The 23,828-nt window shown below is 66.7% G+C and carries 21 protein-coding genes; 13 read left to right on the top strand and 8 right to left on the bottom strand.

Going from position 1 to position 23,828, the window contains the following annotated elements; translation table 11 throughout:
* The first annotated feature begins 18 nt into the window (after nucleotides 1-18).
* Nucleotides 19-1,080 carry an SMP-30/gluconolactonase/LRE family protein gene (locus FHY06_RS23685; RefSeq protein ID WP_132753062.1) on the top strand — a complete coding sequence of 354 codons (1,062 nt, stop codon included), beginning with the start codon at nucleotides 19-21 and terminating at the stop codon, nucleotides 1,078-1,080.
* A 30-nt stretch (nucleotides 1,081-1,110) separates the two neighbouring features.
* On the top strand, nucleotides 1,111-1,707 hold the full coding sequence (locus FHY06_RS23680; protein WP_184606702.1) for a nuclear transport factor 2 family protein: 597 nt from the start codon (nucleotides 1,111-1,113) through the stop codon (nucleotides 1,705-1,707).
* 98 nt (nucleotides 1,708-1,805) lie between these two features.
* Here the strand turns inward: FHY06_RS23680 and FHY06_RS23675 are convergent, their stop codons facing one another.
* Entirely contained in the window at nucleotides 1,806-3,482 is a 1,677-nt protein-coding gene (locus FHY06_RS23675) for a tannase/feruloyl esterase family alpha/beta hydrolase (protein ID WP_184606488.1), read from the bottom strand.
* Nucleotides 3,483-3,696: 214 nt separating this feature from the next.
* Here FHY06_RS23675 and FHY06_RS23670 point away from each other — a divergent pair, with 214 nt between their 5' ends.
* The 3 genes from FHY06_RS23670 to ligD all read left to right on the top strand — a co-directional run bounded on the left by FHY06_RS23670 (nucleotide 3,697) and on the right by ligD (nucleotide 8,152).
* Nucleotides 3,697-4,335, top strand: coding sequence for a TetR/AcrR family transcriptional regulator (locus tag FHY06_RS23670; protein WP_132753068.1), 639 nt, complete (start codon nucleotides 3,697-3,699; stop codon nucleotides 4,333-4,335).
* 297 nt (nucleotides 4,336-4,632) lie between these two features.
* Nucleotides 4,633-5,583, top strand: coding sequence for a non-homologous end joining protein Ku (gene ku / locus FHY06_RS23665; protein WP_184606487.1), 951 nt, complete (start codon nucleotides 4,633-4,635; stop codon nucleotides 5,581-5,583).
* Nucleotides 5,584-5,614: 31 nt separating this feature from the next.
* Nucleotides 5,615-8,152, top strand: coding sequence for a DNA ligase D (gene ligD / locus FHY06_RS23660; protein ID WP_184606486.1), 2,538 nt, complete (start codon nucleotides 5,615-5,617; stop codon nucleotides 8,150-8,152).
* 96 nt (nucleotides 8,153-8,248) lie between these two features.
* On the opposite strand, the gene FHY06_RS23655 is transcribed toward ligD, so the two are convergent.
* From FHY06_RS23655 to FHY06_RS23630, 6 genes are all read right to left on the bottom strand, one after another.
* Complete coding sequence (locus tag FHY06_RS23655) at nucleotides 8,249-9,031, bottom strand: exodeoxyribonuclease III (protein WP_184606485.1); 783 nt, start codon at nucleotides 9,029-9,031, stop codon at nucleotides 8,249-8,251.
* A 45-nt stretch (nucleotides 9,032-9,076) separates the two neighbouring features.
* On the bottom strand, nucleotides 9,077-9,412 hold the full coding sequence (locus FHY06_RS23650; protein ID WP_184606484.1) for a hypothetical protein: 336 nt from the start codon (nucleotides 9,410-9,412) through the stop codon (nucleotides 9,077-9,079).
* Nucleotides 9,413-9,703: 291 nt separating this feature from the next.
* Nucleotides 9,704-11,188, bottom strand: coding sequence for a serine hydrolase domain-containing protein (locus FHY06_RS23645; RefSeq protein ID WP_184606483.1), 1,485 nt, complete (start codon nucleotides 11,186-11,188; stop codon nucleotides 9,704-9,706).
* The gene (locus tag FHY06_RS23640; protein ID WP_184606482.1) at nucleotides 11,188-12,180 is read right to left on the bottom strand and encodes a Bug family tripartite tricarboxylate transporter substrate binding protein; all 993 of its coding nucleotides are present in this window, start codon (nucleotides 12,178-12,180) and stop codon (nucleotides 11,188-11,190) included. Before FHY06_RS23640 ends, FHY06_RS23645 begins: the two co-directional genes overlap by 1 nt.
* 65 nt (nucleotides 12,181-12,245) lie before the next feature.
* Nucleotides 12,246-12,551, bottom strand: a complete 306-nt coding sequence (locus tag FHY06_RS23635) for a DUF4387 domain-containing protein (protein WP_184606481.1) — start codon at nucleotides 12,549-12,551, stop codon at nucleotides 12,246-12,248.
* A complete protein-coding gene (locus FHY06_RS23630) occupies nucleotides 12,544-13,920 on the bottom strand; it encodes an acyclic terpene utilization AtuA family protein (protein ID WP_260310621.1) in 1,377 nt (458 codons plus the stop codon). The genes FHY06_RS23635 and FHY06_RS23630 overlap by 8 nt, the downstream gene beginning before the upstream one ends.
* Before the next feature lie 92 nt (nucleotides 13,921-14,012).
* Between FHY06_RS23630 and FHY06_RS23625 the strand changes: the two genes are divergently transcribed.
* The 8 genes from FHY06_RS23625 (at nucleotide 14,013) to FHY06_RS23590 (ending at nucleotide 22,700) form a co-directional block, all read left to right on the top strand.
* Nucleotides 14,013-14,822: a GntR family transcriptional regulator gene (locus FHY06_RS23625; RefSeq protein WP_184606479.1), complete on the top strand. Its 810-nt coding sequence runs from the start codon at nucleotides 14,013-14,015 to the stop codon at nucleotides 14,820-14,822.
* A 387-nt stretch (nucleotides 14,823-15,209) separates the two neighbouring features.
* On the top strand, nucleotides 15,210-16,685 hold the full coding sequence (locus tag FHY06_RS35075) for an NHL repeat-containing protein (protein ID WP_184606478.1): 1,476 nt from the start codon (nucleotides 15,210-15,212) through the stop codon (nucleotides 16,683-16,685).
* Between the two features lie 479 nt (nucleotides 16,686-17,164).
* On the top strand, nucleotides 17,165-18,013 hold the full coding sequence (locus FHY06_RS23615; protein WP_184606477.1) for an STAS domain-containing protein: 849 nt from the start codon (nucleotides 17,165-17,167) through the stop codon (nucleotides 18,011-18,013).
* A gap of 20 nt (nucleotides 18,014-18,033) precedes the next feature.
* Nucleotides 18,034-18,408, top strand: coding sequence for an STAS domain-containing protein (locus FHY06_RS23610; protein WP_020723284.1), 375 nt, complete (start codon nucleotides 18,034-18,036; stop codon nucleotides 18,406-18,408).
* Complete coding sequence (locus tag FHY06_RS23605; protein ID WP_184606476.1) at nucleotides 18,398-18,802, top strand: anti-sigma regulatory factor; 405 nt, start codon at nucleotides 18,398-18,400, stop codon at nucleotides 18,800-18,802. The genes FHY06_RS23610 and FHY06_RS23605 overlap by 11 nt, the downstream gene beginning before the upstream one ends.
* Nucleotides 18,793-19,812 (top strand): ATP-binding protein, encoded by a 1,020-nt coding sequence (locus tag FHY06_RS23600; protein ID WP_184606475.1) that lies wholly within the window; start codon nucleotides 18,793-18,795, stop codon nucleotides 19,810-19,812. The genes FHY06_RS23605 and FHY06_RS23600 overlap by 10 nt, the downstream gene beginning before the upstream one ends.
* Before the next feature lie 3 nt (nucleotides 19,813-19,815).
* Nucleotides 19,816-20,688, top strand: coding sequence for a sensor histidine kinase (locus FHY06_RS23595; protein ID WP_019657173.1), 873 nt, complete (start codon nucleotides 19,816-19,818; stop codon nucleotides 20,686-20,688).
* The gene (locus FHY06_RS23590) at nucleotides 20,685-22,700 is read left to right on the top strand and encodes a hybrid sensor histidine kinase/response regulator (RefSeq protein ID WP_184606474.1); all 2,016 of its coding nucleotides are present in this window, start codon (nucleotides 20,685-20,687) and stop codon (nucleotides 22,698-22,700) included. Before FHY06_RS23595 ends, FHY06_RS23590 begins: the two co-directional genes overlap by 4 nt.
* 205 nt (nucleotides 22,701-22,905) lie before the next feature.
* On the opposite strand, the gene FHY06_RS23585 is transcribed toward FHY06_RS23590, so the two are convergent.
* Complete coding sequence (locus FHY06_RS23585; protein ID WP_184606473.1) at nucleotides 22,906-23,823, bottom strand: MBL fold metallo-hydrolase; 918 nt, start codon at nucleotides 23,821-23,823, stop codon at nucleotides 22,906-22,908.
* Between the last annotated feature and the right edge of the window lie 5 nt (nucleotides 23,824-23,828).

The following is a 23,828-nucleotide window of genomic DNA, read 5'->3' as shown; positions in this document are numbered from 1 at the left end:
GAAAGGAGAGACCGAGCCATGCGACTGCCGATGATCCTTGCGGCGCTGCTGTGCGTCCTGCAAAGCCACGCTGAAGTGCCGACACCGGCGCGGCAGCAGGAGTTCTTCCCCGCACCGAGCTTCGAGCTCGTTCATTCGGGAGGCTGCGGTGTGATGGAAGGCATCGCGAGCGCCTCGGATGGCAGCGTGTACTTCACCGAGATCACGCGTTCGGTCGGCTGCTCCGACGCGGGTGGCGTGCAGGGTGGCCGCATCTGGGTCGTGCCGCCCGGCGGCAGGCCGCGCATCTTCCGCGAGCCCAGCAACATGGCCGCCGGCCTGGCCATCGACGCACAGGACCGGATGGTCACCGCCGAGGGCGCCGACTACGGCGGGCGCCGCGTCTCCATCACCGACCTGCGCACCGGCGCCTACCGCGTGGTCGCCTACTTCCACGAGAACCGCCAGTTCAACGCACCCAATGACGTGGCGATCGATCGTGCGGGCCGCATCTATTTCTCGGACCTTCGCCTCTTCGGCCCCGAAACGATCGAGCAGCGCATCAACGCCGTCTACAGGATCGACCCGCCCGGGCCCGGCGCCAAGGGGCTGTGGCCGCTCACGCGCATCCTGGGCGACAACTCGAAGATGAACGGCATCGAGCTCTCGCCCGACCAGCGTACCCTCTACGTGGGCTTGTGCGACCCTGGTACGAATGCGCTCGGCGAGCAGGGGCAGGCGGCGCTCGACCGGACCGGCGCGGGCGGCCTCGTCGCGTATCCGCTCGATGAGGCCGGCCGGCCGGGGGCGCCGCGCGTGTTGCTCGATCTTCAGAAGTCAGGCTGTGTCGACGGAATGGCGACCGACAGCGAAGGCAACGTGTACCTCGCGCTGCCCGGCGCCGCGTCGGGACCCGGCATCTATGTGATGACGCCGGGCGGTGTGCTGGCTGCGCGCCTTGCGCTGCCCCACAACGAAAGCCCGGTCAACCTGGGATTCGGGCGGGGGCCGGAAGCGGGCACGCTGTATGTGGCCACCGTCGGCGCAGGCAAGGTCTATCGCCTGCGCACCGGCAAGACCGGCTCGCTGCCGCCACGTTGAGTTTTTTTGGAATCGAACAGGAACATGGACATGACCGATGCATGGAGCGACAAGCTCGCAATCCGCGAGCTCCTCGAGAACTGGGCCGTATGGCGCGATGCCGGCGACTGGAAGCGCTTCGCCACTGTGTGGCACGACGACGGCTTCATGCACGCGACCTGGTTCCAGGGGCCTGCGCGCGAATTCATCCGGGTCACCCAGGAGGGCATGGCCAAGGGAGTGAGCATCCTGCATTTCCTCGGCGGCACGTCGATCGATCTGGCGGGCGAGCGCGCCATTGCGCAAACCAAGATGACGATCTCGCAGCGCGCGGAGGTTCAGCGCGTGCTCTGCGACGTGGTGTGCACGGGGCGCTTCTACGATTTCCTCGAGAAGCGCGACGGCCGCTGGGGCCTGGTCGTTCGCCAGCCCATCTACGAGAAAGACCGCATCGACCCCGTCGATCCCGCCGTGCCGCTGCAACTCGACACCGACCGCCTGGCTGCCTTTCCCGCAGGCTATCGTCACCTGGCCTATGTCCAGACCCAGATCGGCTATGCCGTGAAGCGCGACATGCCGCAGCTGCAGGGGGCGGAGGTCGAGGCGCTCTATGCGCGCGGCCAGACGTGGCTGAACCACGAGAGATAGTGGTCCCTGCGATGTGCTGCTTCGACATGGCGAGCGAGGCCGTTCAGCATGCTGAAGATCGCGCGAGACCTTTGCCCCTCACGCTGCGCTGCTGTGGCTCATGACGTGCAGGAATAGCTGGTGGCTGCATTCACGTCCCCGGCGCCGCTGTACTTCGGGTACTGGGGGTACTGGCAGACAGGCATGCTGCGCGTCGTCGTCCCGCTTTTGAACGTGTATGTCATCTGAGTGGGAGCCACACCGTTCTCGACCCATTCCATGATGGAACTGGCCCAGTCCACTTCCTGCAGGCCTTGTCCGGCGGAGTGGCTGCCGCCCGGAACGATGAAGAAGCGCGTTGCGGTGGCCGGGTCGGCAAGGCCGTTGAACCTGGCGATGCCCGTCATGGTCGTCCAGTTGCGGTAATGGTCGTTTGGCGACAGGAGGCCATCGCTGCCATCGTGCCAGGAGATGAGCTTCTTGCCCGCCATGATGAAGGCGGCGATGGCAGCCTTGTCGTGGTCGGCGCCGATTCGCGAGAGGCCGCTGCCAAGCATGTAGTAGTCGGATTCCAGCTGGAACCCGGACTGTCGGGCCGACGTCAGCCATGCAGGGTCTCCACTTGCCAGCAGGGCGAAGCCGCCGCCGAGTCCGCCCCAACCCTGGCCCAGACCTTTGGCCCATGAGTAGCCGGACAGGACGGTGGTTCCGTTCTGAAGCTTCAGGTCCGTGATGAAGGATTTCATCGTCGTGACCTGGGCAGCCGTCAGGCATATCGAGGGGTCGCTGTTCGCCCCGGCAGCGCCGCATTGAAGGGTGGCGGGGTCGAATCTGCATGCCTGCGGATTGCCGATGACCCCGTCCGTCACGCCATCGAGCGAGTCGCACGCGGACAGCGCTGCGGACCAGGCCGCATTGTTCTGCGCACTGCTCAGGGCGGCAGCCGTCCCGGAATAGGAAGCGGCCTGCAGCCATGCGCTCGTCTGTCCAGTCATGTCCATCGTCTCGCAACCGGACACGATGCCGTCGAACTCCTCAGGCCAGCGCTGCGCCGCAATGTAGGCGTTCCGGCCACCGTTGGAGCAGCCGTTGAAGTAGCTGTGCGTCGGGGCTGAGCCGAAGAAGGCCTTGGCGACCGCCTTGCCGAAGTAGACCGTCGTGCCCAAGGCCTGGTACGCATAGTCCGTTGCCGACTGGCGCCCCTCCGGGGTTCCGTTTCCCCACACTGACGGAGCTGCCTGCGCAGGCACGGATGCGCGGTTGCCACCGTTCGACGCGGCGTAGACCGCTGCCTTGAGCGCGACAGCAGGACTGAGCGATGTGAGTGTGCCCTTGGAGTCGGTCGTCAGCGCAGAGGGGATGCGACCATCGAAACCACCACCGCCTTGTTGCCAGTAGCGCCCTGTCCAGTTGTCGGGCACGTCGACTTCGATGTCGAGATAGGGCGCTCGAGTACCGAGCACCTGGCAGAAGCCGGATGAACTCACTGTGTCCACCGCTTCGAAGCGCGTGGTTTTCGTGACGCTTACTCCTGCGATGACTTGGCCGGTCAAGGCGTTGCAGGTGGCTTTCAGCTGTTCCGCCGTCGGCCCGGCAACCGGTGCGGGCGCGGGCGCCACTGCCGGTGCGGGGGCTGGCACCGATTCCGGGGCTGGCGCCGGTGCGGGAGCAGGAATGGGTGCAAACACGGAAGCCGGTGTATTGCCGCCGCCGCCGCCACAGCCTTGCAACGACAGACTCGCTGCAATCACTAGCCCGCTCAACAGCAAGGCATGAGGTAAGGGTTCATCGCGCATGGTTGTCTCCAGTTGTTTGAGTTGGTGTCGCGTACCAGCTGCGGCTGGCTTCTCTCGGTCCAGTGTTTTCCGATTAGCGACCGACCGGTCGGTCCGAAAACATCGCGAGGCTACCGTAGTCGTTGGAACGCACGCAAGCGCGGGGCCGTCGGGACAAACCCCTATCATTCGGCCACCGACTGAGCGCGTTCGCCCAGGGCCATCATTTCCATCCATGAGCGTTGACCAGATCTCGTCCCGAACCAACGAACAGCGCACCTTGATCTCAAGGAAGGCGGCTGAGTTGTTCGCTCGCAAAGGCTATGCGGCCACCTCCATGAACGAGATTGCAGAAGCCAGTCACCTCTCGAAGCCAGGGCTGTACCACCACTTCAAGGACAAGGCCGAGGTGTTGTTCCACATCGTTGACGGCCACGTTTCGCGTCTCGCAGATATCGTCACGGGGGTGGAGTCCCTGGGGCTGGCTCCTGAACGCAGGTTGCCCGAGCTCATCGAGGCGTTCATGCTCGAATACGCCGAGGCGCAGAACGAGCATCGGGTCCTCACCGAAGACGTACGCTTTCTGGATGCCGAGGCGCAGGCGTGCGTGCTCGACAAGGAGCGCACAGTGGTCCGGGTGTTCTCGGACGCCGTCGTTGCAGCTCGCCCCGACCTGGACAGCACGCAACTCCCCAAGCTGCTGACGATGTTCCTCTTCGGAATGCTGAACTGGATGTTCACCTGGTTTCAGCCCAACGGGCGCCTTACGCATGCGGAGATGGCACCCATTGCGACCCAACTCTTCCTTCATGGCGTTTCAGGGTTGGAGGTCGAGCACCCGGCCGCGCGTGCGAAGCTGCATCGCAGGAGCTGACCCGCGTTCGACGCGGTATTTGTGCGGGCACGGCCCCGCGGGATCGCGTCGACTCCGGGCGACCACACCGAGATGCCTGCTCACGCGTTTGGAAAGCCCCATGGAGAGCGGGCAGTCGCGGTTCAATGAGGGCCCTGCCAGCTTCGTCCACGCGCCGGCAATGGCGGGTGAGGAGAGTCGCTGTCCTGCCATTGCGACCGCCGATGTCCCACAGCATCCTGCGGCCGCAGCCGCGAAAGTAGCGCTCGAGGTGGCGACGCCACGACGATCTCTTGCGCGGCTGAAAAGGAACTCGACATGGCTACTGGCAGCAGAACCCTCTGGAAAGGCGCCATCACTTTCGGACTCGTCCACATCCCGGTAGGTCTGCACACCGCCAGCGTCGAGCAGGGCATCGATTTCGACTGGCTGGACAAGCGCAGCATGGACCCGGTCGGCTACAAGCGGATCAACAAGAGGACCGGTCGGGAGATCGACAAGGACAACATCGTCAAGGGCTTCGAGTATGAAGACGGCAAGTACGTGGTGATCTCGCCCGAGGAGATCGAAGCCGTCTACCCGCGCACCACCCAGACGATCGAGATCCAGCGCTTCATCGATGCGCAGGAGCTTCCCTTCCTGTATCTGGAACGCCCTTACTACGTCGCGCCGATCAACAAGGGCCAGAAGGTCTATGCACTGTTGCGGGAGGTGCTCCTGAAGACGGGCAAGGTCGGCCTGGCCAAGGTGGTGATCGCCACCAAGCAGCATCTGGCGGTGCTGGTGCCCTCCGGCAGGGCGATGGTGCTGAACCTGCTGCGGTGGGGCGACGAGGTCAAGACGCTGGAAGGCCTCGATCTGCCAGCCGCGGGCGTGAAGGGCGCCAACGTGAGTGCGGCGGAGATGAAGATGGCCGAGCAGCTGGTCGACAGCATGTCCGGCAAGTGGAAACCGGAGGACTTCAAGGACGAGTTCAAAAGCGCCGTCATGAAGATCGTTCAGAAGAAGGTCAAGGCCGGGGACACCGAGACCGTGATCGAGCCCGAGGAAGACGCGCCCGAGGACAGCTCGAACGTGATCGACCTGACCGAGCTGCTCCAGCGCAGTCTCAAGGGTGGCAAGGCTTCCAGGGCCGACGCTCCCGCCGCGAGGAAGCGCGGTGCCAAGGCGGCTGGCAAGTCGAGCGGCACCGCGCGCAAGACCGCTTCGAAGACCGCTTCGAAGACGGCTTCGAAGAAGGCGGCAGCCCCCACCCGCAAGGCGGCCTGAACACGCGCTCCGGCCCGGAGAGGGACGCCCGATGGCCAAGAACGATGCGCTGTCCACGTACAAGGCCAAGCGGAACTTCGCCGTCACCGCGGAGCCTGCCGATGGTGGCCGGCCCAGCCCGCACGCGTTGACCTTCGTGGTGCAAAAGCATGCCGCTTCGCGGCTGCACTACGACTTCCGGCTCGAACTCGACGGGGTGATGGTGTCCTGGGCCGTGCCCAAGGGGCCGAGCTTCGACCCGAAGGAAAAGCGGATGGCCATCCATGTGGAAGACCATCCGATCTCCTATTCCTCATTTGAAGGCACGATCCCGCCCAGGCAGTACGGCGCAGGAACCGTCATCGTCTGGGACAACGGCACGTGGGAGCCTGTGGGCGACCCCCGCGCGGGCCTGGCCGCCGGGAAGCTGGTGTTCCGGCTGCACGGCCAGAAGCTCGAAGGATTGTGGGAGCTCGTGAAGATCGCCAAGGGCGGCGAGCGTCAGGAGCCCTGGATCCTGTTCAAGAAGAAGGATGCCTTCGCGCGCGCCCATGCCGAGTACGACGTGATCACGGCCCTGCCGGACAGCGTCATCGCCAAGCCCCTCCGGCCGACCCGCCGCGAGACGGATGCGCCTGCGGCGAAGCGCGCCGGGAAGGCGTCAGGACCACTCAGGCCGGCGCGCAAGACGGCGCTTCCCGCCGAGATCAAGCCGCAACTGGCAACCCTCGCCGCTGGCGTCCCTGCAGGCGGCGAATGGCTGTTCGAGATCAAGTTCGATGGCTACCGGTTGATGGCGCGGTTCGACAGGCGCAAGGTCGCGCTCATCACCCGCGGCGGGCACGACTGGTCGGCACGCATGCCGACGCTGGCGCAGGAGCTCGCCGGCCTGGGCCTTCACGCGAGCTTCCTGGATGGAGAGATCGTCGTGCTCGGGGACAGCGGCGCACCGGACTTCAACGCGCTGCAAAACGCCTTCGACCGCGGCCAGGGTGCCGAGCACATCGTGTTCTTCGTCTTCGACGTGCCCTTCTTCGAGGGGCACGACCTGCGCTCGCTGCCCCTGTCGCAACGCCGGCATCTGCTGCGCGACTTCCTCGCGGAAAAAGCCACCGAGCACGTGCGCTTCAGCGACAACTTCGAAGCCGATCCCGCATCGCTGCTGCGCTCCGCGTGCCGGATGCAGATGGAGGGCGTGATCGCGAAACGCGCCGATGCGCCGTACGTTTCCCGGCGCAGCGAAACCTGGCTCAAGCTGAAGTGCAAGCTGCGGCAGGAGTTCGTGATCTGCGGCTACACCGACCGGACGGACCGCACCGACCAGGTCGGAAGCCTCCTGCTGGGCATCCACGATGACCGCGGCAAGCTGGTGTCCGTGGGAAGTGTCGGCACCGGCTGGAGCAGCGAGGAGGCCAGCGAGCTCAAGCAGAGGCTGCTGCCGCTTGCCGCGGCCACGTCCCCGTTCGACAAGGGCGACCCGAGGCCGGGCCGCTGGTCCAGGCGCAAGGTGGGCAGCGAGCGTTGGGTGAAGCCGCGGCTGCTGGCGGAGGTGAGCTTTGCCGAGTGGACGCCGGACGATCAGATCCGGCACGCCTCCTTCATCGGACTGCGCGACGACAAGCCGGCGAAGGTCATCGTGCGCGAGCGGCCCCGGCAGCTCGGGACGTCCGCCGCGCCGGTTGGCACGAAGGCCGGTGGACCGTCTGCCACCTCCGTCAAGGTGAGCCATGGCGAGCGCGTGATCGACGCGGCCACTGGCGCCACCAAGCTGGACCTGGTGCGCTACTACGAGTCCATCGCGCAATTCATCCTGCCCCATCTGAAGGGACGGCCCTGCTCTCTCGTGCGCGGGCCCACCGGTGTCGGCGGAGAGCTTTTCTTCCAGAAGCATGGCGAGAAGATCGGCATTCCCGGCATCACCGAACTGCCCGAAGACCTGTGGCCCGGCCATGCGGCGCTGCTCGAGATCGGCAGCGCCCAGGCGCTGGCAGGTGCGGCGCAGATGAACGTCATCGAGTTCCATACGTGGAATTCCACCGCGAAGAACATCGATAGGCCCGACAGGATGGTGTTCGACCTGGACCCCGGCGAAGGAACGAGCTGGGAACATGTGCAGGAGGCTGCGACGCTGGTGCGCGCGCTGCTCGATGCCCTCGGCCTGCAGGCGTGGCTCAAGACCAGCGGCGGCAAGGGTCTGCACGTGGTCGTCCCGCTGGCACCGCGCTACGACTACGAGACCGTCAAGGGCTTCTCGCAGGCGATCGTCCAGCACCTGGCACGAACGATCCCGACACGCTTTGTGGCCAAGAGCGGGCCGAGCAATCGTGTCGGCAAGCTCTTCGTCGACTACCTGCGCAATGGCCATGGTGCGACGACGGCGGTGGCGTTCTCCGCGCGGGCGAGGCCCGGACTGGGCGTGTCGATGCCGGTGGCCTGGGACGAACTGGTACAGCTCAAGAGCGGGTCGCAATGGAACATCCGAACCGCGCGGGAGTACCTTTCCTTCCAGACGGTGGATCCCTGGGAGGGCTACTGGAAGAAGCGCCAGCCGCTGGCTGAAGCGATGAAGCGGCTTGGGTACAGGAGATAGGCCCATCGCCGCGCCTTTCGCCGCGAATCTCTAGACAACGTTCGCCGTGCGCAGTCTGTGTGCCGCCGAGAACCTCGCCGATGCAGGCGCGTTTGTCTACGCCTTGGGCATGTCGAGTTCGATCCACACCGGCGCATGGTCGCTCGCGCCGGTGCGCCCGCGCACGTCGCGGTCCACGCCAGCACTGCGAAGCATCGGCGCGAGTTCCGCGTTCAGCAGCAAATGGTCGATGCGAAGTCCGGCGTCGCGTGGGTAGCGGTTGCGCCAGTACGTCCAGAAGGTGAACGGCACGCGCTCAGGATGGCACGTGCGGATCGCATCGGTCCAGCCTTGCTTGAGAAGCTTTGCGAACGCCGCCCGGCTTTCGGGCTGCAGCAGTGCGTCGTCTTGCCATGAGGCCGGGTTGTAGATGTCGGCATCGGTCGGCACGACGTTGTAGTCGCCGGCCAGTACGACGGGCATGCCGCTCGCGAAGAGCTTCTTCGCATGCCTGTTGAAGGCTTCGAACCACTTCAGCTTGTAGTCGAACTTCGGCCCCGGCTGCGGATTGCCGTTGGGAAGGTAGAGGCAGCCGATCAGCACGCCGTCGACCACCGCCTCGATGTAGCGGCTCTGCGTGTCGGCTTCCATGCCCGGCAGCCCACGTCCGGTGTCGATCGGAGTTTTTCCGCGCGCGAGGATGGCGACTCCGTTCCATGCGCGCTGCCCGAATGCGACGATGCCGTAGCCCGCGCCGTGGATCGCATCGATGGGCAGGTTGCCATCGGGCCTCTTGAGTTCCTGCAGGCATGCGACATCCGGCTTCGATTCGGCCAGCCATTCGAGCAGGCGCTCAAGGCGACTGTTGACGCCGTTGACGTTGAATGTGGCGATCTTCATCAGGCCCCGGGCAACGGGCGGGATGGCGGGAGGAACAGCGCGAAATCACGCGCCTTCAGGTGCGCAGACGCTGTCCGGGGTGATCCTCGGCCGGTCGACAGGCACCCGCGAGAACAGCTCGAGGGCCGGGCGTGACCTGTGCGTGCGCCGCACTGGCGCGATCGTGGCGGGCTGTGGCAATGTCGCGCCCGACGTCCTCGCCAGGCTGGCGAATCGAAGATCCGCCTCCTTGCGCAGCTTGGCAATCTGCTCGATGCGGTGGTTCGGAATGCTCCGGCGTCCGCCCTGTGTGTGCTGGTGAAGCTGGTGGATGGCCGTGTAGGCGGCAGCTTCCGCCGCCAACCAGTCAATGAAAGCAGCGGGGTCGGCTTCTTCGGCCATCGGGTTCCTTCAGTGGTGTTGCGCACGAAGAATGAAAGGTCTGCCCGAAGTCGCTTGTAGTCCGTCGCCGTCAAGGTTCGCCCGAATGCGCTGTCATGCGGCTCTACTGGGACCGATGATTCGCAAAGAGGAGCTGAGGGACGCCGTCCGGACCAGGAGGTCTGAAGTTCGCACGCTCTGCTTTCACGGTGCAGAACACCTCAGTTGCTTTGCAGCGAATCGTGATGCGAGTTCATCGAACTGGCGGCAATTCGTACTCGTCCGCCATTGCTTTCACCTCATGGGTCAGGCCTATCTTCGCAGCCGAATCGCCGGCAGGCTCGTCGTGCCCCCGTTGACGTTGACGGTGCGCTCCAGCACCAGGTGGTCGCTGCCGAACGTCAGGACAAACCGATCGCGGAATGCCGTCTCCACGTACTGGCAATTGATGGTCAAGGTATCCGGGGCGCTCCAACCCGCGGCAGCCATCGTCATAAGTCGGTCGGGATCGTAGCCGTGGTGCAAGCCCATGCCCGGCAGGGTGGTCTCGCCTTCGACACAGAGCCTGAGCAGGCCGGCGTCGATGGCATGCGTGCCCGCCGCGGTTTCCAGGACGAGCTGGCAGCGTGTCGACCCATCGAAGCGCACGGTGGCCGCGACCACGCCGGGCTCGTTGGGCGAGGCTTCGAAGCGGATGCCGTGGATCGCTTCTGCGCACCCCGCAGCGACGGAGTGGGGCGCGATCGACAGGAACAGGGACGAGAGGCGATCGGCCAGTTCCTTTGCGTGGCCAGGATCGGCATCAGGGCCCGCGAGGATCTTCGGCAGATGCTCCCATACCAGCGGCGGGATACCCACGTCGGGGCGGCTGATGGACCCGGGCACCGCTCCGGTGATCGCCAGCGACAGCCCGTGCTCCGGCAGCACGAACGCGTATTGGCCGAAGGCGCCGAATGCATAGAAGCCGGGGCGCCCGGGCAGCGCCCACCAATGCAGGCCATAGGGTCTGCCGGGCGCACCCTGGCCCACCGCTTCCACCCACGACTCTGAAAGGATTTGGTGGCCATTCCACATCCCCTTGTTCGCGTGAAGCACGGCGAGCTTGAGCAGGTCCTCGGTGGTGGCGCTGGCTCCGTTGCCGCCGGGATTGATGCTCTCGGGGCCGATATCCCAGCGCACCGAGGTGATGCCCAGCGGCGCGAACAGGCGCGGCACCAGGAAGTCGTGCAGCGGGACACCGGCCGTGCGCGTCACCAGCGCTGACAGCATGAAGCTGGTGGCGCTCGAATACTGGAAATGGGTGCCGGGCACGTGCGGAACCGGGATCTTCAGGAACTCGTCGATCCAGCTCGTCGTGATGCTCCGCCATTGCGATCCCGAGGTGCCCCGGTCATGGCCGCTGCACTGCGTCAGGAGGTCGCGCACCGTCATCGCGCGCAGGTTCGCAGACGCCGCAATCGCGGCCTTCTCCGGAAAATATGCCAGTACCGGATCGTCCAGGGCGAACAGCCCCTCCTGGATTGCCAGTCCGACGCCGGTGGCCGTCAGCGCCTTGGTGACGGAGTGCAGCATGTGCACCCGGTCGGCACTGTACGGGTGCCACCAGCCTTCGGCCACGACACGGCCATGGCGGGCCAGCATGAAGCTGTGCAGTTCAAGGCCGCCCGACTCGACGGCATCGACGAAACCGAGGATGCCCGCCGCAGAGAGACGCTCTTCCGCCGGCGTGGACCGGGGTAGCGCCGAGGTGCCGTTCCGAGCCAGCCGATCTCGCGTGCGCGCTTCGGACGAGGCCATCAATCGACCTGCGCGCCCGACTCGCGCACCACCGGCGCCCAGCGCGCGATCTCGCTGGAGAGGAAGCGACCGAAGGCCTCGCTGCTGCCACCGGCAGGCTCTCCGCCGCTCTTGCGGATGAACTCGACGAATTCCTCGTCGCGCAGCACCTGGTCCATCGCGGCGTTGAGCCGCTGGACCACCTGTGGCGGCGTGCCCGCGGGTGCAAACAGGCCGGACCAGACGCGCGCCTCGAAGCCTGCCATGCCCTGTTCCTGGAATGTCGGCAGGTCGGGCGTCGAGGCCACGCGCGTGGGGCTGGTGATGCCCAGCAGCCGGACCTTGCCCTGGCGCGCCTGCGGCAGGATGGACGCGCCGGCGTCGAAGGCGCAGGCGATCTGCCCGCCGAGCAGGTCCTGCAGGACCAGCGGCGAGCCGCGGTACGGAATGTGGGCGATCTGCAGGTCTGCCCGAGTCTTCAGCAGCTCCATCGTGAGGTGCTGCGTGGTGCCGTTGCCGCCCGAGCCATAGCTGAGCTTGCCGGGTCGTGCCTTCACGTAGGCGATGAACTCCTTCAGGTCTCTCACCGGCAACGAGTTGTTGACGGCCAGGTAGAGAAAGCCGTTGTTGATCTGCGCGACCGGGACGAAGTCCTTCACCGGGTCGTAGGGCATCTTCTTGTACAGCGAAGGATTGATCGCCATCTGCCCGCCCGACGACAGCATGAGCGTGTAGCCGTCCTTCGGTGCCGACTTGGCCAGGTCGCCGACGATGAAGCCATGGGCGCCGGGTTTGTTGTCGACGAAGACTGGCTGGCCCAGGATCGCGGCCAGGCGCTGCGCGATCTGCCGGGCGCTCGCGTCGCTGGAGTCACCGGGCGGCGTCCCGATCAGGATGCGGATGGGTCGCGCGGGCCAGTCGGCCTGCGCGCGGCCCATCAGGGGCAGGCCGGCGGCCGCGATCGCCAGCGTGTCGCGCATCAGCCGGCGCCGCGTCAGGGGGGTGGGGGTCATTCTGCAAGTCTCCAGGTTCGTTCTGATGATTCAAGAAGGCGGCAGGTCAACCGCAGTGGCGCTGTTCAGAGCGCCAGGTCCAGCAGCCGCACATACTGCTGCCCGCCGTGCATGTCGCGCTCCAGCGCGCCGCCCTGCGGTTGCTGGCGCGGGTAGGAGAGCTTGAGCACGCACAGGTCTGGGATCGCGAAGCGCTTGACGTCGGCGGACGCGATGCCGAAGAGCGGCGCCAGCGCGTCGGCCTGCAGCGCAGGGGCGTCGACCCAGCGCGCATAGGCCTGCGCATCGGCGAAGAACAGGTCCACGGTGATCCAGAAGGGCCCCGCGTTCTTCGAGCGGATGTGGCGGCAGACGTCGGCAAGCCTAGGCATGGAGCACCTCCGGTGCCTGCACGTAGGCGATGCGCACGCGCTCCAGCGGGTCGTCCACTTCCACCACGTGGTTCAGGCTGAACTCGTAGACGGCGCCGCGTTCCACCTCGGCGGGCGAGAAGGGAAAGGCATAGCTGGGCAACTCCATCTCGCGCTCCAGTGGCATGTGGAAGAACAACGGGTTGCAGGTCTTCGCGATCTGCGTGGCCTGCTCCTGCGTGGCGGCGGTGGCGACGAACATCAGGCCGACCTCGACCGGCACATGCGGCTCGGGACTGCCGCTGACGGCGTTCCAGCCATAGGGGCGCAATGAAATGCTGTAGTCCCCCGCCGATGCGCCCATCGTCTCGCGCACGCGCTGGGTCAGCGCCGCCTGCATCTGCGTGAGGAAACGGGGCAGGGCGGCGAGAACCTTGGGATCGCGGATTCCCACCAGCATCAGCGTCTGGAAGGCGGTGGCCGCGGCACCTTCAAGCTTCATGGTGTAGCGGCCGCGCTCGAAGTGCGAGCCGGTGACGCGCACGCTGCGCTCGTCGAGGGCCTGGTACTGCACATGCCTCACGTCCAGCACGCCGCCCGGTTCATGCAGCAGGAAGGGGTCGGCGTTCTCGTAGAGCATGTGCGCGGAGACCGTGTAGGGCGTACAGCGGTTGCCGGTGCGCAGCGGCTCGACGTCGAAGTGGTCCTGGCCCACGCGGATCATCACGCCGCCGTCGCGGGTGCTCACGGTGCACAGGCCACCGCACTCGGCGGTCTTGCCTGCATGCCAGGCGGCGCCAGCGTGCATGCCGTGCATGAGCGGAACGGCGGCGAGCACGGCGGTGTCGGTGGTGCGCCCGCCAAGCACGATGTCGGCGCCCGCGCGCAGGGCTTCGATGTAGGGCTCCGGGCCCATCAAGGCAACGATGTGGTCGCAGCGCTCGAATGCTTCGGGATCGACCGCGTCCAGCGGCGGCAGCGGCCGAATGCGCCCTTGCAGTGCGGCATCGCGCAGTCCGGCAGGTCGCTGCTCCGAATAGAGCACGGCGATGCGCGGGGACAGGCCGCATTCGGCGGCGATCTCCAGCGCGATGTCGCGGGTCCAGTCGAGCGCACTGTCGCATCCGGAAGTTCCGCACGAGCCGATGAGCAGGGGGATGCCCGCCCGCTCGCGTGCCTTCATCAGCACTGCCAGATCGGTCTTCACGGCCGCGCGGGAGTACTTGCAGCGGCCCGTCGCCAGATAGGCCGGGCCGCTGTCCGTGGAGCCCGCGTCGCAGGCGATGGCGTGGGCGCCGGCTGCCAGGCCTGCGGCAACGTCGGCCTCCTGAATGCCTGCGCCCAGGGCGCCGGTCGGGACCAGCACATTCACTGTCTTGGTAGGTGTCATGGGGCGAAGCATAGGCGTGTCGTCTGTTGGTCGTCAAGTGGTATACCACTGGTGCTCAATCGGTGCGAGCCCGATGCGATACTCGCCCGGCAATGACAGCCGACAAGACTCATTCCAGGAAGCCCGGTGCGGGCGCGACACGTGCCGGTGCCCGCTCTGCCAAGGCAAGTGCGCCCTCCGCGCGTGCCAAGGCCGCTGCATCCAGGGCGCAGAAGGCCGTCGTCGACGGGGTGGATGAGGAAGTGGTCGAGGCCGATGCAGAGGCCTCTTTGGCCGAACGGGCCCACCGCGCCCTGATGGGGATGATCCTCAGCGGCGAACTCGCGCCCACCGAGGTCATCACCGAGCGGCAGATCGCGCTGCAGTTGGGCATCTCCAGGACGCCGCTGCGCGAAGCCATCCGGCGCCTGGAAGGCGCCCGGCTGCTGGAGCGTCAGCGCAGCGGCATGCTGGTGGTGCGTGCCTTGCCCATCGAGGAATACATCAGCATCCTGGACGTGCGCCGGGTGCTCGAAAGCGAAGCGGCCCGCCTGGCGGCGGGCCAGATCGCGCCAGAAGAAATCGCTCGCCTGCGCAAGCGTGCCGAGGCGGTGCTGGCACTGCCCGAAGACGCGCCGCTCCCCGCAGCCGCGCAAGACGAGGACCTGCACTTGCTCATCGCCGATGCTGCCGGCAACCCGGTGCTGGAGGAGATGATCCTGGGCCTGCGCACGCGCACGTCGATGTTCCGCTTCGGCCGGCTGCCCTCGCGTCGCCGGGACGTGATGCGCGAGCACCTGGCCATCCTCGATGCGCTTGCGGCCGGCAATGCGCAGGCGGCGCGCGAGGCGATGGAGCAGCACATCGACCAGGTCCGCGCGACCATCATCGCGCGGCTGAGCGACTCGCATCGCCGCCGTTAGGACGCGCTTTCCCCTTGCGTCCCATGCCGCGCTCATGCGTGGCGCAGCGTTCTGCAAAGACGCTTGAAGTCTCTATGGGACGAGACGCGATGGACCCATGGTTCGCCCGCGCGCGACTTGAGGGTCGTTGACCTGCCGATACGTTGCGACGGCGGTCGAGGTGACTGGCCGGTTACCGCCACGCTCGCCAGGCACGTCTCGATTGAATCCTAAAGTTTTCCTATTTGTGACCGATATGTGAACACGTGGGCGTCCAGCATTCGGCGAGCCGCCCATCGACGCGTCCGCCAAAGCGGATGCGCCGCCGTTTCGCCCCGTCCCAATCGGTGGATGGGCAATGCCAGCCGCCGCGGGCGGGGCTCTCGCAACCAATATAGGAAAAGACAAGTGACCAATCGGACTTACTGCAGGCCGCTCGCGGCGGTCGGCGCTGCAGCGCTGCTGCTGCTCTCCGCATGCGGCGGTGGTGGCAATGGGGGAGGCTCCTTCTTCGCGGGTGTCGGCGCTGGCGGGAACACCGGCACCAACAGCAACAGCAGCGTTCCTTCGAACAGCAGCAACGGCAGCGGAAATCCTTCTGGAACCGACAGCAGCAACAGTGGCTCGGCCGCGCGCTTCACGATCGGCGGGACCATCTCGGGCCTGGATGCCGACGGCTTCGTGCTGCAGAACAACGGTGGCGACCTGCTGTCCGTGGCCAGCGGCGCCACAGCCTTCAAGTTCGCCACGAGCCTGGCATCCGGCACTGCCTACAACGTGGACGTTGCGCGCCATCCGTTCGGCGAAGTCTGTTTGCTCAACGGCCAGGCGGGCACCGCGAGCGCGGATGTCGTCTCGGTCGCCATCGTGTGCGGCGACTGGGTCGCGGCTTCGGCGAAGGTCGACGTGTTCGCGGGCAGCATCGCGCGCGGCGTGCAGGATGGGGCTCGCCTGGCAGCAGGCTTCTACGGTCCTTATGGCCTGGCGTTCGGTCCCGACGGCGCGATGTTCGTCGCGGACAGCGGCAACAACACGATCCGCGCGATCACGCCCGAAGGCGTCGTCTCCACGCTGGCGGGCGACTCCTCGCTGCTGAACGGGGGGCATGACGACGGCACCGGCACGGCGGCAAGCTTCAAGAATCCCAGGGGCGTGGTGGTCGACTCCAACGGCACGATCTATGTGGCGGACTACGAGAACAACATGATCCGCAAGGTCACGCCCCAGGGCGTCGTGAGCGTCTTTGCGGGCAGCACCGTCGGCGGGAACCTCGATGGCACTGGCGCGAGCGCGCAGTTCCAGTACCCCTGGGGCATCGTGGTCGACGCCGGCGGCAATCTCTTCGTCGCGGACCAGGGCAACCATCTGATCCGCAAGATCACGCCCGCCGGCGTGGTATCGACCTTCGCCGGCACCGGCACGCCGGGGTTCGTGAACGCCAACGGCACCGGCGCGCAGTTCCACTACCCCACGGGGCTCGCGATCGATGCCGCCGGCAACCTCTATGTCGGCGACCAGAACAACAACGTGGTTCGCATGATCACGCCCGCGGGCGACGTGTCGACGTTCGCAGGCAGCGGGACCCCCGCTTCCGTCGACGGCACGGGCACGGCGGCTTCATTCAATCTGCCGATCGGCGTTGCGACGGACGAGGGCGGCAACGTGTACGTGACGGAACTGCTCAGCAACAGCGTGCGCAAGATCTCTACGGCCGGTCGCGTGACGACGCTCGCCGGTGGCAGCGCCGGCGGTGCCTATGTCGACGGCAGCGGCAGCGATGCCCGATTCAACGAGCCGATGGGCGTGGCCGTCGACCGCAAGGGCGACGTGTACATCGCGGATCGCTCGAACAACATGATCCGCAGGGTCACGCGCACGCACTGACGCTGTCGGTGCGATGAAGTCGCCAAGTGAACCCCATCTCAATGGGGATCCTGGCGGCGGGGACCTGCTACCAAGCCGGACACAGCCGAAGGTGTCCGGCTTTCTGCGTTCTGCTTCGAAGAGACTTCTTCAGTCAGATGGGGCGACGACACATGCCTCGATCGGACACAGGTTTGGGGTATCTGAAGAGGTATCAAAACGGCCGTTCTCGGCCCGGAAATCCAGCTCGATGACCTGTGAGGGCAGATCGGCTTCCTGGCCGTGCGAGAGAACATGCGCGGCAGGAGCGAGAGGCACTTGATTGTCGGAGCCGGCCTACATCAAGAAGCGATGTATGGCATTTGCATGGGGCGTTAGCGCAAGGGTTGGCGCAGGTACGATCTTCGGCGTGAAACAGCACGTGACAGTAGGCGCCGCACGCTCATACGCACATGATCGTCGTTTCACATGAACGACTCCAAAAACCGAAGAGGAACCCAATGAGCAACGACTATCAGACGCTGCTGTCCACGCTGCATGAAGAAAGCGGTCGAGTTGTCGAGAGCTGGCTCGACGAGGCCCGCGTGAGCGACCCCGCCGCGCGTCGCAGCGCGCAGGCCGAGGCGGCCGACATCCTGCGACAGCTCGGCGCCGGCCTGCAGGCTGGCGCCGATCCGGCGCGTTTCGACGCGCCGGCATGGGCCTCGCTGCGCGAGACGATGGCCAATCTCTCGCGCACCCGAGCGGCCAAGGGCCAATCCGCGGCGGATACGAGCGTGTTCGTCTTGTCACTGAAGAAACCGTTGTTCGAATCGATCCAGCGCCGCCTCGGCAGCGACCCGGCCGCCATGAGCAGCGCGATGTGGGCGCTGTCGACCACCGTCGACACGCTGGCGCAGCACACGGTCGGCACCTACCAGCTTGCGCGCGAGGAGATCATCCGCCGCCAGCAGGAAGAACTGCTCGAGCTTTCCACTCCGGTCGTCAAGCTATGGGACGGCGTGCTCGCGGTGCCGATGATCGGCGTGCTCGACAGCGGTCGCACGCAGATGGTCATGGAAGCCCTGCTGCAGAAGATCGTCGAGACCGGCTCCGCGCTCGCGATCGTCGACATCACCGGTGTGCCGACGGTCGACACGCTGGTGGCGCAGCATCTGCTGAAGACGGTCACGGCCATCCGGCTCATGGGCGCCGACTGCATCATCAGCGGCATCCGCCCGCAGATCGCGCAGACCATCGTGCACCTGGGCATCGACCTGCAGGGCGTGCGTACCAAGGCTACGCTGGCCGATGCGCTTGCGATGGCGCTGCAGCAGACCGGCTGGCGCATCTCGCGCGACGGCCAGTGACGGCCAAGGCAAGCCAAGCCATGGACCGCATTCCCATTCTCCGCATGGGCGACACGCTGCTGGTGACCATCCAGGTCGACATGCAGGACCAGACCGCTCTCACGCTGCAGGACGACCTGGCCAACCGGATCGCCACCACGGGCGCCTCGGGCGTGATGATCGACATATCGGCACTCGAGATCGTCGACTCCTTTGTCGGCCGCATGCTCACCAGCATCTCGGGCATTGCCCGCATCCTCTCGGCCACCACGGTGGTGGTGGGCATGCAGCCCGCGGTGGCCATCACGCTGGTCGAACTCGGGCTCTCGCTCGAAGGCGTGCAGACCGCGCTCAATGTGGAGCGCGGCATGGAGCTGCTGCGGCGCGCCCGCCAGGAGAACGTCCTTGGCCGTTGAACCGACAGGCACGCTGCCACTGCTGGACGAGCAGAACATCGTCGCGAGCCGGCAGATGGTGCGCGCGCTGTGCCAGGACATCAAGCTGTCGCTGGTCGACCAGACCAAGATGATCACGGCCGCCAGCGAGCTGTCGCGCAACACGCTGATCCACGGCGGAGGCGGGCGCATGCGCTGGGAGTTCGCGGAACGCAACGGGCGGCGCGGCCTGGTGCTGCATTTCGAGGACGATGGCCCCGGCATTGCCGACATCGCGCTGGCGCTCACGGACGGCTGGACCAGCGGCAGCGGCATGGGCCTGGGCCTGCCGGGCAGCAAGCGGCTCGTCAACGAGTTCGAGATTTCGTCGGCCCCCGGCGCGGGCACCCGAGTGAGCATCACCAAGTGGAAGTAGCCACCGTCACGGGCTGGACCCACAAGGCCTTCGCGATCGATGACGCCAGCCGCGTCGGCGAGGCGCGCCGGCATGCGGCGCGCGCCGCGGCCGAAATGGGCTGGGACGAGGTCGATGCAGGCCGGCTCGCACTGGTGGTGACCGAACTCGGCACCAACCTTCAGCGCCATGCGCAGGGCGGACAGCTGCTGATCGCCGCCCGGCCGCAGTCGCTCGAGGTCGAGGTGGTGGCCATCGACGCAGGCCCCGGCATTCCCGACTTGGCACTGGCCATGCGCGACGGCCATTCTTCCAGCAGCACGCCCGGCACCGGGCTGGGTGCGGTGAGCCGGCTGGCCGACGAGTTCGACCTCCATTCGTCGACGCCGGGCGGTACGGTCGGGGTGGCGCGGGTGCGCATGAAGAATGCCGCCGAGCTTCCCGCCTCGGCGTTCACGATCGGCGCGATCTGTCTGCCGGCGCCCTACGAAACGGTGAGCGGAGATGGCTGGGCCTGCGCGCTGGATGGCGACCAGGCGACGGTGTTGCTGGCTGACGGTCTGGGCCATGGCCCCGAGGCGGCCAAGGCCGCGGAAGCCGCCATCGGCGCATTTGCCCGAGCACCGGCAGGCGACGTGTGCGAGACGGTGCAGCGAGTGCACCACGAACTGCAGACCACGCGCGGCGCGGCGGTGTGCGCGGTGCGCATCGATGCGGATGACTCGAGCGTCAGCTACAGCGGGGCCGGCAACATCGCAGGCCGTGTGCTCTCAGGCGTGTTCGACAAATCGATCGTCACGCAGCACGGCACCGCTGGCATGCGGATCCGAAAGCCCGAGCTCGCCTCGCTGGAGCTGCCCGACCACGCGCTCGTGGTGCTGCACAGCGACGGCATCGAGACCCGTTGGACGGTCGACCGCATTCGCCCGCTGCTGCAGCGTGATCCCACGCTGGTGGCCGCCGTGCTTTTGCGCGACCATACGCGGCACCGCGACGACGCGACCGTCGTGGTGATCCGCCGAAAGGAATAACCGATGAACAGTCCCGTCGCCGCAACCGACCGGGAAGACGCGCTGGCCGCAAGCCGTCGCGAGGTGGAGGAGCTGCGCGCGGAGCTCGAGGAAACGAATCGCGGCGTGGTCGCGCTGTATGCCGAACTCGATGCCCAGGCCGAGCAGCTCAAGAAGGCCACCGAACTCAAGAGCCGTTTCCTGGCCTACATGAGCCACGAATTCCGCACGCCCATCAGCGCCATCCGCAGCATTGCCCGGCTGCTCAGCGACCGCGTGGACGGCCCGCTCACGCCCGAGCAGGAAAAGCAGGTCGGCTTCGTCGACACCACGGCCGCCGAACTGGCCGACATGGTCGATGACCTGCTCGACCTGGCCAAGATCGAGGCGGGTCGCGTCGAGATCTCGCCGGCCTGGTTCGAGATGGTCGACTTGTTCTCTGCGCTGCGCGGCATGTTCCGCCCGGTGCTGAACAACCCGTCCACCACGTTGATCTTCGAGGAGCCCGAAGGGCTGCCCAAGCTCTACACGGACGACCGCAAGCTGTCGCAGATCCTGCGAAATTTCGTTTCCAACGCGCTCAAGTTCACGCCGCATGGCGAGATCCGTGTGACCGCCACTCGCAGCGGCGAGCACGCGGTGAGGTTTTCGGTGTCGGACACCGGCATCGGCATCGCGCCCGAACACCACGCAGCCGTGTTCGACGACTTCTCGCAGGTCGACTCGCCCGTGCAGAAGCGCCTGCGGGGCACGGGCCTGGGCCTGTCGCTGAGCCGCCAGCTCGCCGCGCTGCTGGGCGGGAGCGTGGAGCTGGAGAGCGAACTGGGCAAGGGTTCGGTGTTCTCCGTGACGGTGCCTGTGCTGCTGCCGCCGCGGGGGGCAGCCGGGCCGGAATGAGCATGCCGCCCGAACCTCTGATCAGCACGACGATCGACCGGTCGCGCCACACCGTGCTCGTCGTGGACGACAACCCCACGACGCGCTACACGACCGCGCGCGTGATCCGCGCGGCAGGCTTCGAGACCTTGGAGGCCGGTACCGGCGGCGAAGCGCTGGCGCTCGCGGGCCGCCAGGTCTCGGCCGTCGTTCTCGACGTGCACCTGCCCGACTTCAGCGGCTTCGAGGTGTGCCACGAACTGCGCCTGAAACCCGAGACCGCAACGCTACCCGTGGTGCACCTGTCGGCCGCTTTCGTGCGCAATGAGGACAAGGTCGCCGGCCTCAACGCCGGCGCCGATGCCTATCTGGTCCATCCGGTCGAGCCGCCGGTGCTCATCGCCACGCTGCAGGCGCTGATTCGCGCGCGCATGGCCGAGGAACAGCAGCGCAACAGTGAAGCGCGCTTTCGCGCCATCTACGACCACGCGCCCACCGGCATCGCGCTGATCGATGCCGAAGGCCGCTTTGCCGACGTGAATCCCGCCATGGTGGCCATGCTTGGCCAGTCGCGGGACGCGCTGATCGGCCAGTCGGTGAGCGCGTTCTCCCCCGACGAATGGACAGCCTTCGTGCGGAGCCAGACCTCCGGCACGCAGCCGTCGGCGTCGTCATGGAAGGGCGAGTTCCCGCTGCTGCGGCAGGATGGCTCCTGGATACGGCTCGAATGGACCATGTCGGCGCACATCGAGCCGGGCCTGCGCGTCGGCATCGCGCTCGACGTGTCAGAGCGCTTCGAGCTCGAGGCACGCCGGCGCGAGGTGCTGGAGCGCGAGCAGGCGGCGCGCGCCGCCGCCGAGCGCCTGAACCGCACCAAGGACGATTTCGTCGCCGTGCTGTCACATGAGCTTCGCAACCCGCTCAACGCCATCAGCGGCTGGGTGCATCTGCTCAAGGTGGGCAACCGCACGCCGGAGCAGATGGAAAAGGGCCTGACCGCCATCGACCGCAGCGTGAAGGCGCAGACCCGTCTCATCGCCGACATCCTCGACGTATCGCGCATCAGCTCCGGCAAGCTGCGGCTGCACCGCGAGTGGAACGAGCCGCGCGCCCTGGTGAGCGCGGCCATCGACGCGCTGGCCGTGCCGGCTGCGGCGAAGCGGCTGAACATCGTCTTCGACCAAGGCGACGCCGACCCGCCCGCCTGGCTCGACGCCACGCGCTTCCAGCAGATCGTGTGGAACCTGCTGTCGAACGCCATCAAATTCTCCGCCGAGGAAGGGCACATCCTCGTCGCGCTGCACCGCGAGGGCGACCTGCTCGATCTGACCGTGCAGGACTTCGGACGCGGTATCGGGTCCGACTTCCTGCCGCACCTCTTCGACCGCTTCTCACAGAGCGATTCACCCGACAACCGCTTCCACGGCGGGTTGGGCCTTGGCCTGTCGATCGTCAAGAACCTGGCCGAGCTGCACGGCGGCAGCGTGGCTGCGCACAGCGCGGGCGAAGGGCACGGGACCACGTTGCGCGTGGTGCTCGGTGTGGTGCCTGCGGGCGATGCTCCGCTCGCGCTGACCGATGCCGACGATGCACGCCACGCATCGGCGGTGCAGCCGTCCTCGCCGTCCACCGACCGCATGCTGGCCGGACTCGACGTGCTGCTGGTCGAGGACAACGCCGATGCAAGCGAGATCATGACGGTCGTGCTGTCCGATGCCGGCGCCACCGTGCGCCTGGGCGTCGACTACGACGCAGCGCTGCACCTCTTCGAGCAGAAGTGGCCCGACGTGCTGATCAGCGACATCGGGCTGCCTGGGCGCGACGGCTACGAACTGATCCGCGAGGTGCGTCAGCGCGAACGCACGCGGGGCAGGCCGCGGCTGTTCTGCGTGGCGCACACTGCCTTCACGCGGCCGCAGGATCATGCCAAGGCCACGGAGGCCGGCTTCGATGCCCACCTCGGAAAACCGCTGCAGCCCCACGCACTGCTTGCACTGATCCGCAACCGCCCGGCGGCGCGGGCGGAGGGCTGACGCCGCGCTGCGCAGCCCCATCCTGCGCATCGAGCGCTCAAGCTTGCATCGGACACAGCCACGCCTTGTCAGCCCCGCGGGGGCCGATGCGACGCTTCGCCGCGTGGCTGCGTTCGCGTTGGACACGCGCCGATCTTCCCCGGCCAGGCCTGAATCAGATGCCGGTTGTGAAGTCGGTCTTACCGAGGCGCACCCGCGACACCTGTCACCGGAAGTCGAAGCGGTAGACGTGGTCCGGATGCACGGCATCCTCGCCCGGGGTCAGCTTTCGCAGCACGCCGGCAGTCGGCGCCGGGAAGTGCGCGGGCAGGACCAGCAATCCCGTCTCGGCCAGGTGCGCCATCATGCGCAGGCGCGTCGCGCGCGAATGCTCCGGGTCCAGGCAGAAGCGGGTGTTCCAGTGCGGATAGCAGCACTGCAGCGGGTGATGAAACAGGTCGGCGGTCAACAGCACTTCACGATGGCTGCCACTGACGGACACACCCACATGGCCCGGCGTGTGACCAGGCAGGGGCACGAGCGCGATGCCGGGAGCGATCTCGTGGTCCATGGCGACCAGGTCTGCCTGCCCCGCATGGAACAGGGGCCACACCGAATCGCCGATGTAGTCGCCAGTCCGCACAAGTGCGGGGTGTCCTTCGTTGTTCCGCCAGTATTCCCACTCGGGATGCGTGAACAGGTAGCGCGCATTGGGGAACGTGGGCTTCCATTCATCCCCCACACGCTGCGTGTGCCATCCGACATGATCGACGTGCAGGTGCGTCGATACCGCGAAGTGCACGTCCTGCGGCTGCACACCGGCGGCGGCGAGGCGCTCGAGCCATCGCCATCGCTTGTTGTCGAAATCCGGACGCAATCGCTGCTTGCAGTCGCCCACGCAGGTGTCCACCAGGATGTTGAGGCCGCCGGACTGCAGAAGGAACGACTGGATGGTGATGACCAGCCGGTCCGATTCGGCATCGTAGAAGCGCGGCGACAGCCAGTCCAGGTTTGCCTGGATGATTTCAGGCGTCGAGTCCGGGAAGATCTCGGCCGGGCGCAGTATGGGGTCAGACGCCTCTTCCACCCGCGTCACGCGGACGCCGCCGAGGTCAAGGGTAAGGGCCGCGATGTCGTTCTGCATGTCGC

The organism is Variovorax atrisoli (genome assembly GCF_014195185.1).
Classification (GTDB): Bacteria; Pseudomonadota; Gammaproteobacteria; order Burkholderiales; family Burkholderiaceae_C; genus Variovorax; species Variovorax atrisoli.
Note: the sequence above shows the minus strand (reverse complement) of the source record. Positions and strands in the feature narration are given on the sequence as shown.

Bases quoted from the DNA above. Each gene is read 5' to 3' on its own strand.
- FHY06_RS23590 (WP_184606474.1), top strand. From the start codon at position 20,685: ATGAGCATGCCGCCCGAACCTCTGATCAGCACGACGATCGACCGGTCG.
- ligD (WP_184606486.1), top strand. From the start codon at position 5,615: ATGGCCAAGAACGATGCGCTGTCCACGTACAAGGCCAAGCGGAACTTC.
- FHY06_RS23630 (WP_260310621.1), bottom strand. From the start codon at position 13,920: ATGACACCTACCAAGACAGTGAATGTGCTGGTCCCGACCGGCGCCCTG.
- FHY06_RS23670 (WP_132753068.1), top strand. From the start codon at position 3,697: ATGAGCGTTGACCAGATCTCGTCCCGAACCAACGAACAGCGCACCTTG.
- FHY06_RS23655 (WP_184606485.1), bottom strand. From the start codon at position 9,031: ATGAAGATCGCCACATTCAACGTCAACGGCGTCAACAGTCGCCTTGAG.
- FHY06_RS23640 (WP_184606482.1), bottom strand. From the start codon at position 12,180: ATGACCCCCACCCCCCTGACGCGGCGCCGGCTGATGCGCGACACGCTG.
- FHY06_RS23680 (WP_184606702.1), top strand. From the start codon at position 1,111: ATGACCGATGCATGGAGCGACAAGCTCGCAATCCGCGAGCTCCTCGAG.
- ku (WP_184606487.1), top strand. From the start codon at position 4,633: ATGGCTACTGGCAGCAGAACCCTCTGGAAAGGCGCCATCACTTTCGGA.
- FHY06_RS23625 (WP_184606479.1), top strand. From the start codon at position 14,013: ATGACAGCCGACAAGACTCATTCCAGGAAGCCCGGTGCGGGCGCGACA.
- FHY06_RS23675 (WP_184606488.1), bottom strand. From the start codon at position 3,482: ATGCGCGATGAACCCTTACCTCATGCCTTGCTGTTGAGCGGGCTAGTG.
- FHY06_RS23595 (WP_019657173.1), top strand. From the start codon at position 19,816: ATGAACAGTCCCGTCGCCGCAACCGACCGGGAAGACGCGCTGGCCGCA.
- FHY06_RS23650 (WP_184606484.1), bottom strand. From the start codon at position 9,412: ATGGCCGAAGAAGCCGACCCCGCTGCTTTCATTGACTGGTTGGCGGCG.
- FHY06_RS23610 (WP_020723284.1), top strand. From the start codon at position 18,034: ATGGACCGCATTCCCATTCTCCGCATGGGCGACACGCTGCTGGTGACC.
- FHY06_RS23615 (WP_184606477.1), top strand. From the start codon at position 17,165: ATGAGCAACGACTATCAGACGCTGCTGTCCACGCTGCATGAAGAAAGC.
- FHY06_RS23685 (WP_132753062.1), top strand. From the start codon at position 19: ATGCGACTGCCGATGATCCTTGCGGCGCTGCTGTGCGTCCTGCAAAGC.
- FHY06_RS23645 (WP_184606483.1), bottom strand. From the start codon at position 11,188: ATGGCCTCGTCCGAAGCGCGCACGCGAGATCGGCTGGCTCGGAACGGC.
- FHY06_RS23635 (WP_184606481.1), bottom strand. From the start codon at position 12,551: ATGCCTAGGCTTGCCGACGTCTGCCGCCACATCCGCTCGAAGAACGCG.
- FHY06_RS23585 (WP_184606473.1), bottom strand. From the start codon at position 23,823: ATGCAGAACGACATCGCGGCCCTTACCCTTGACCTCGGCGGCGTCCGC.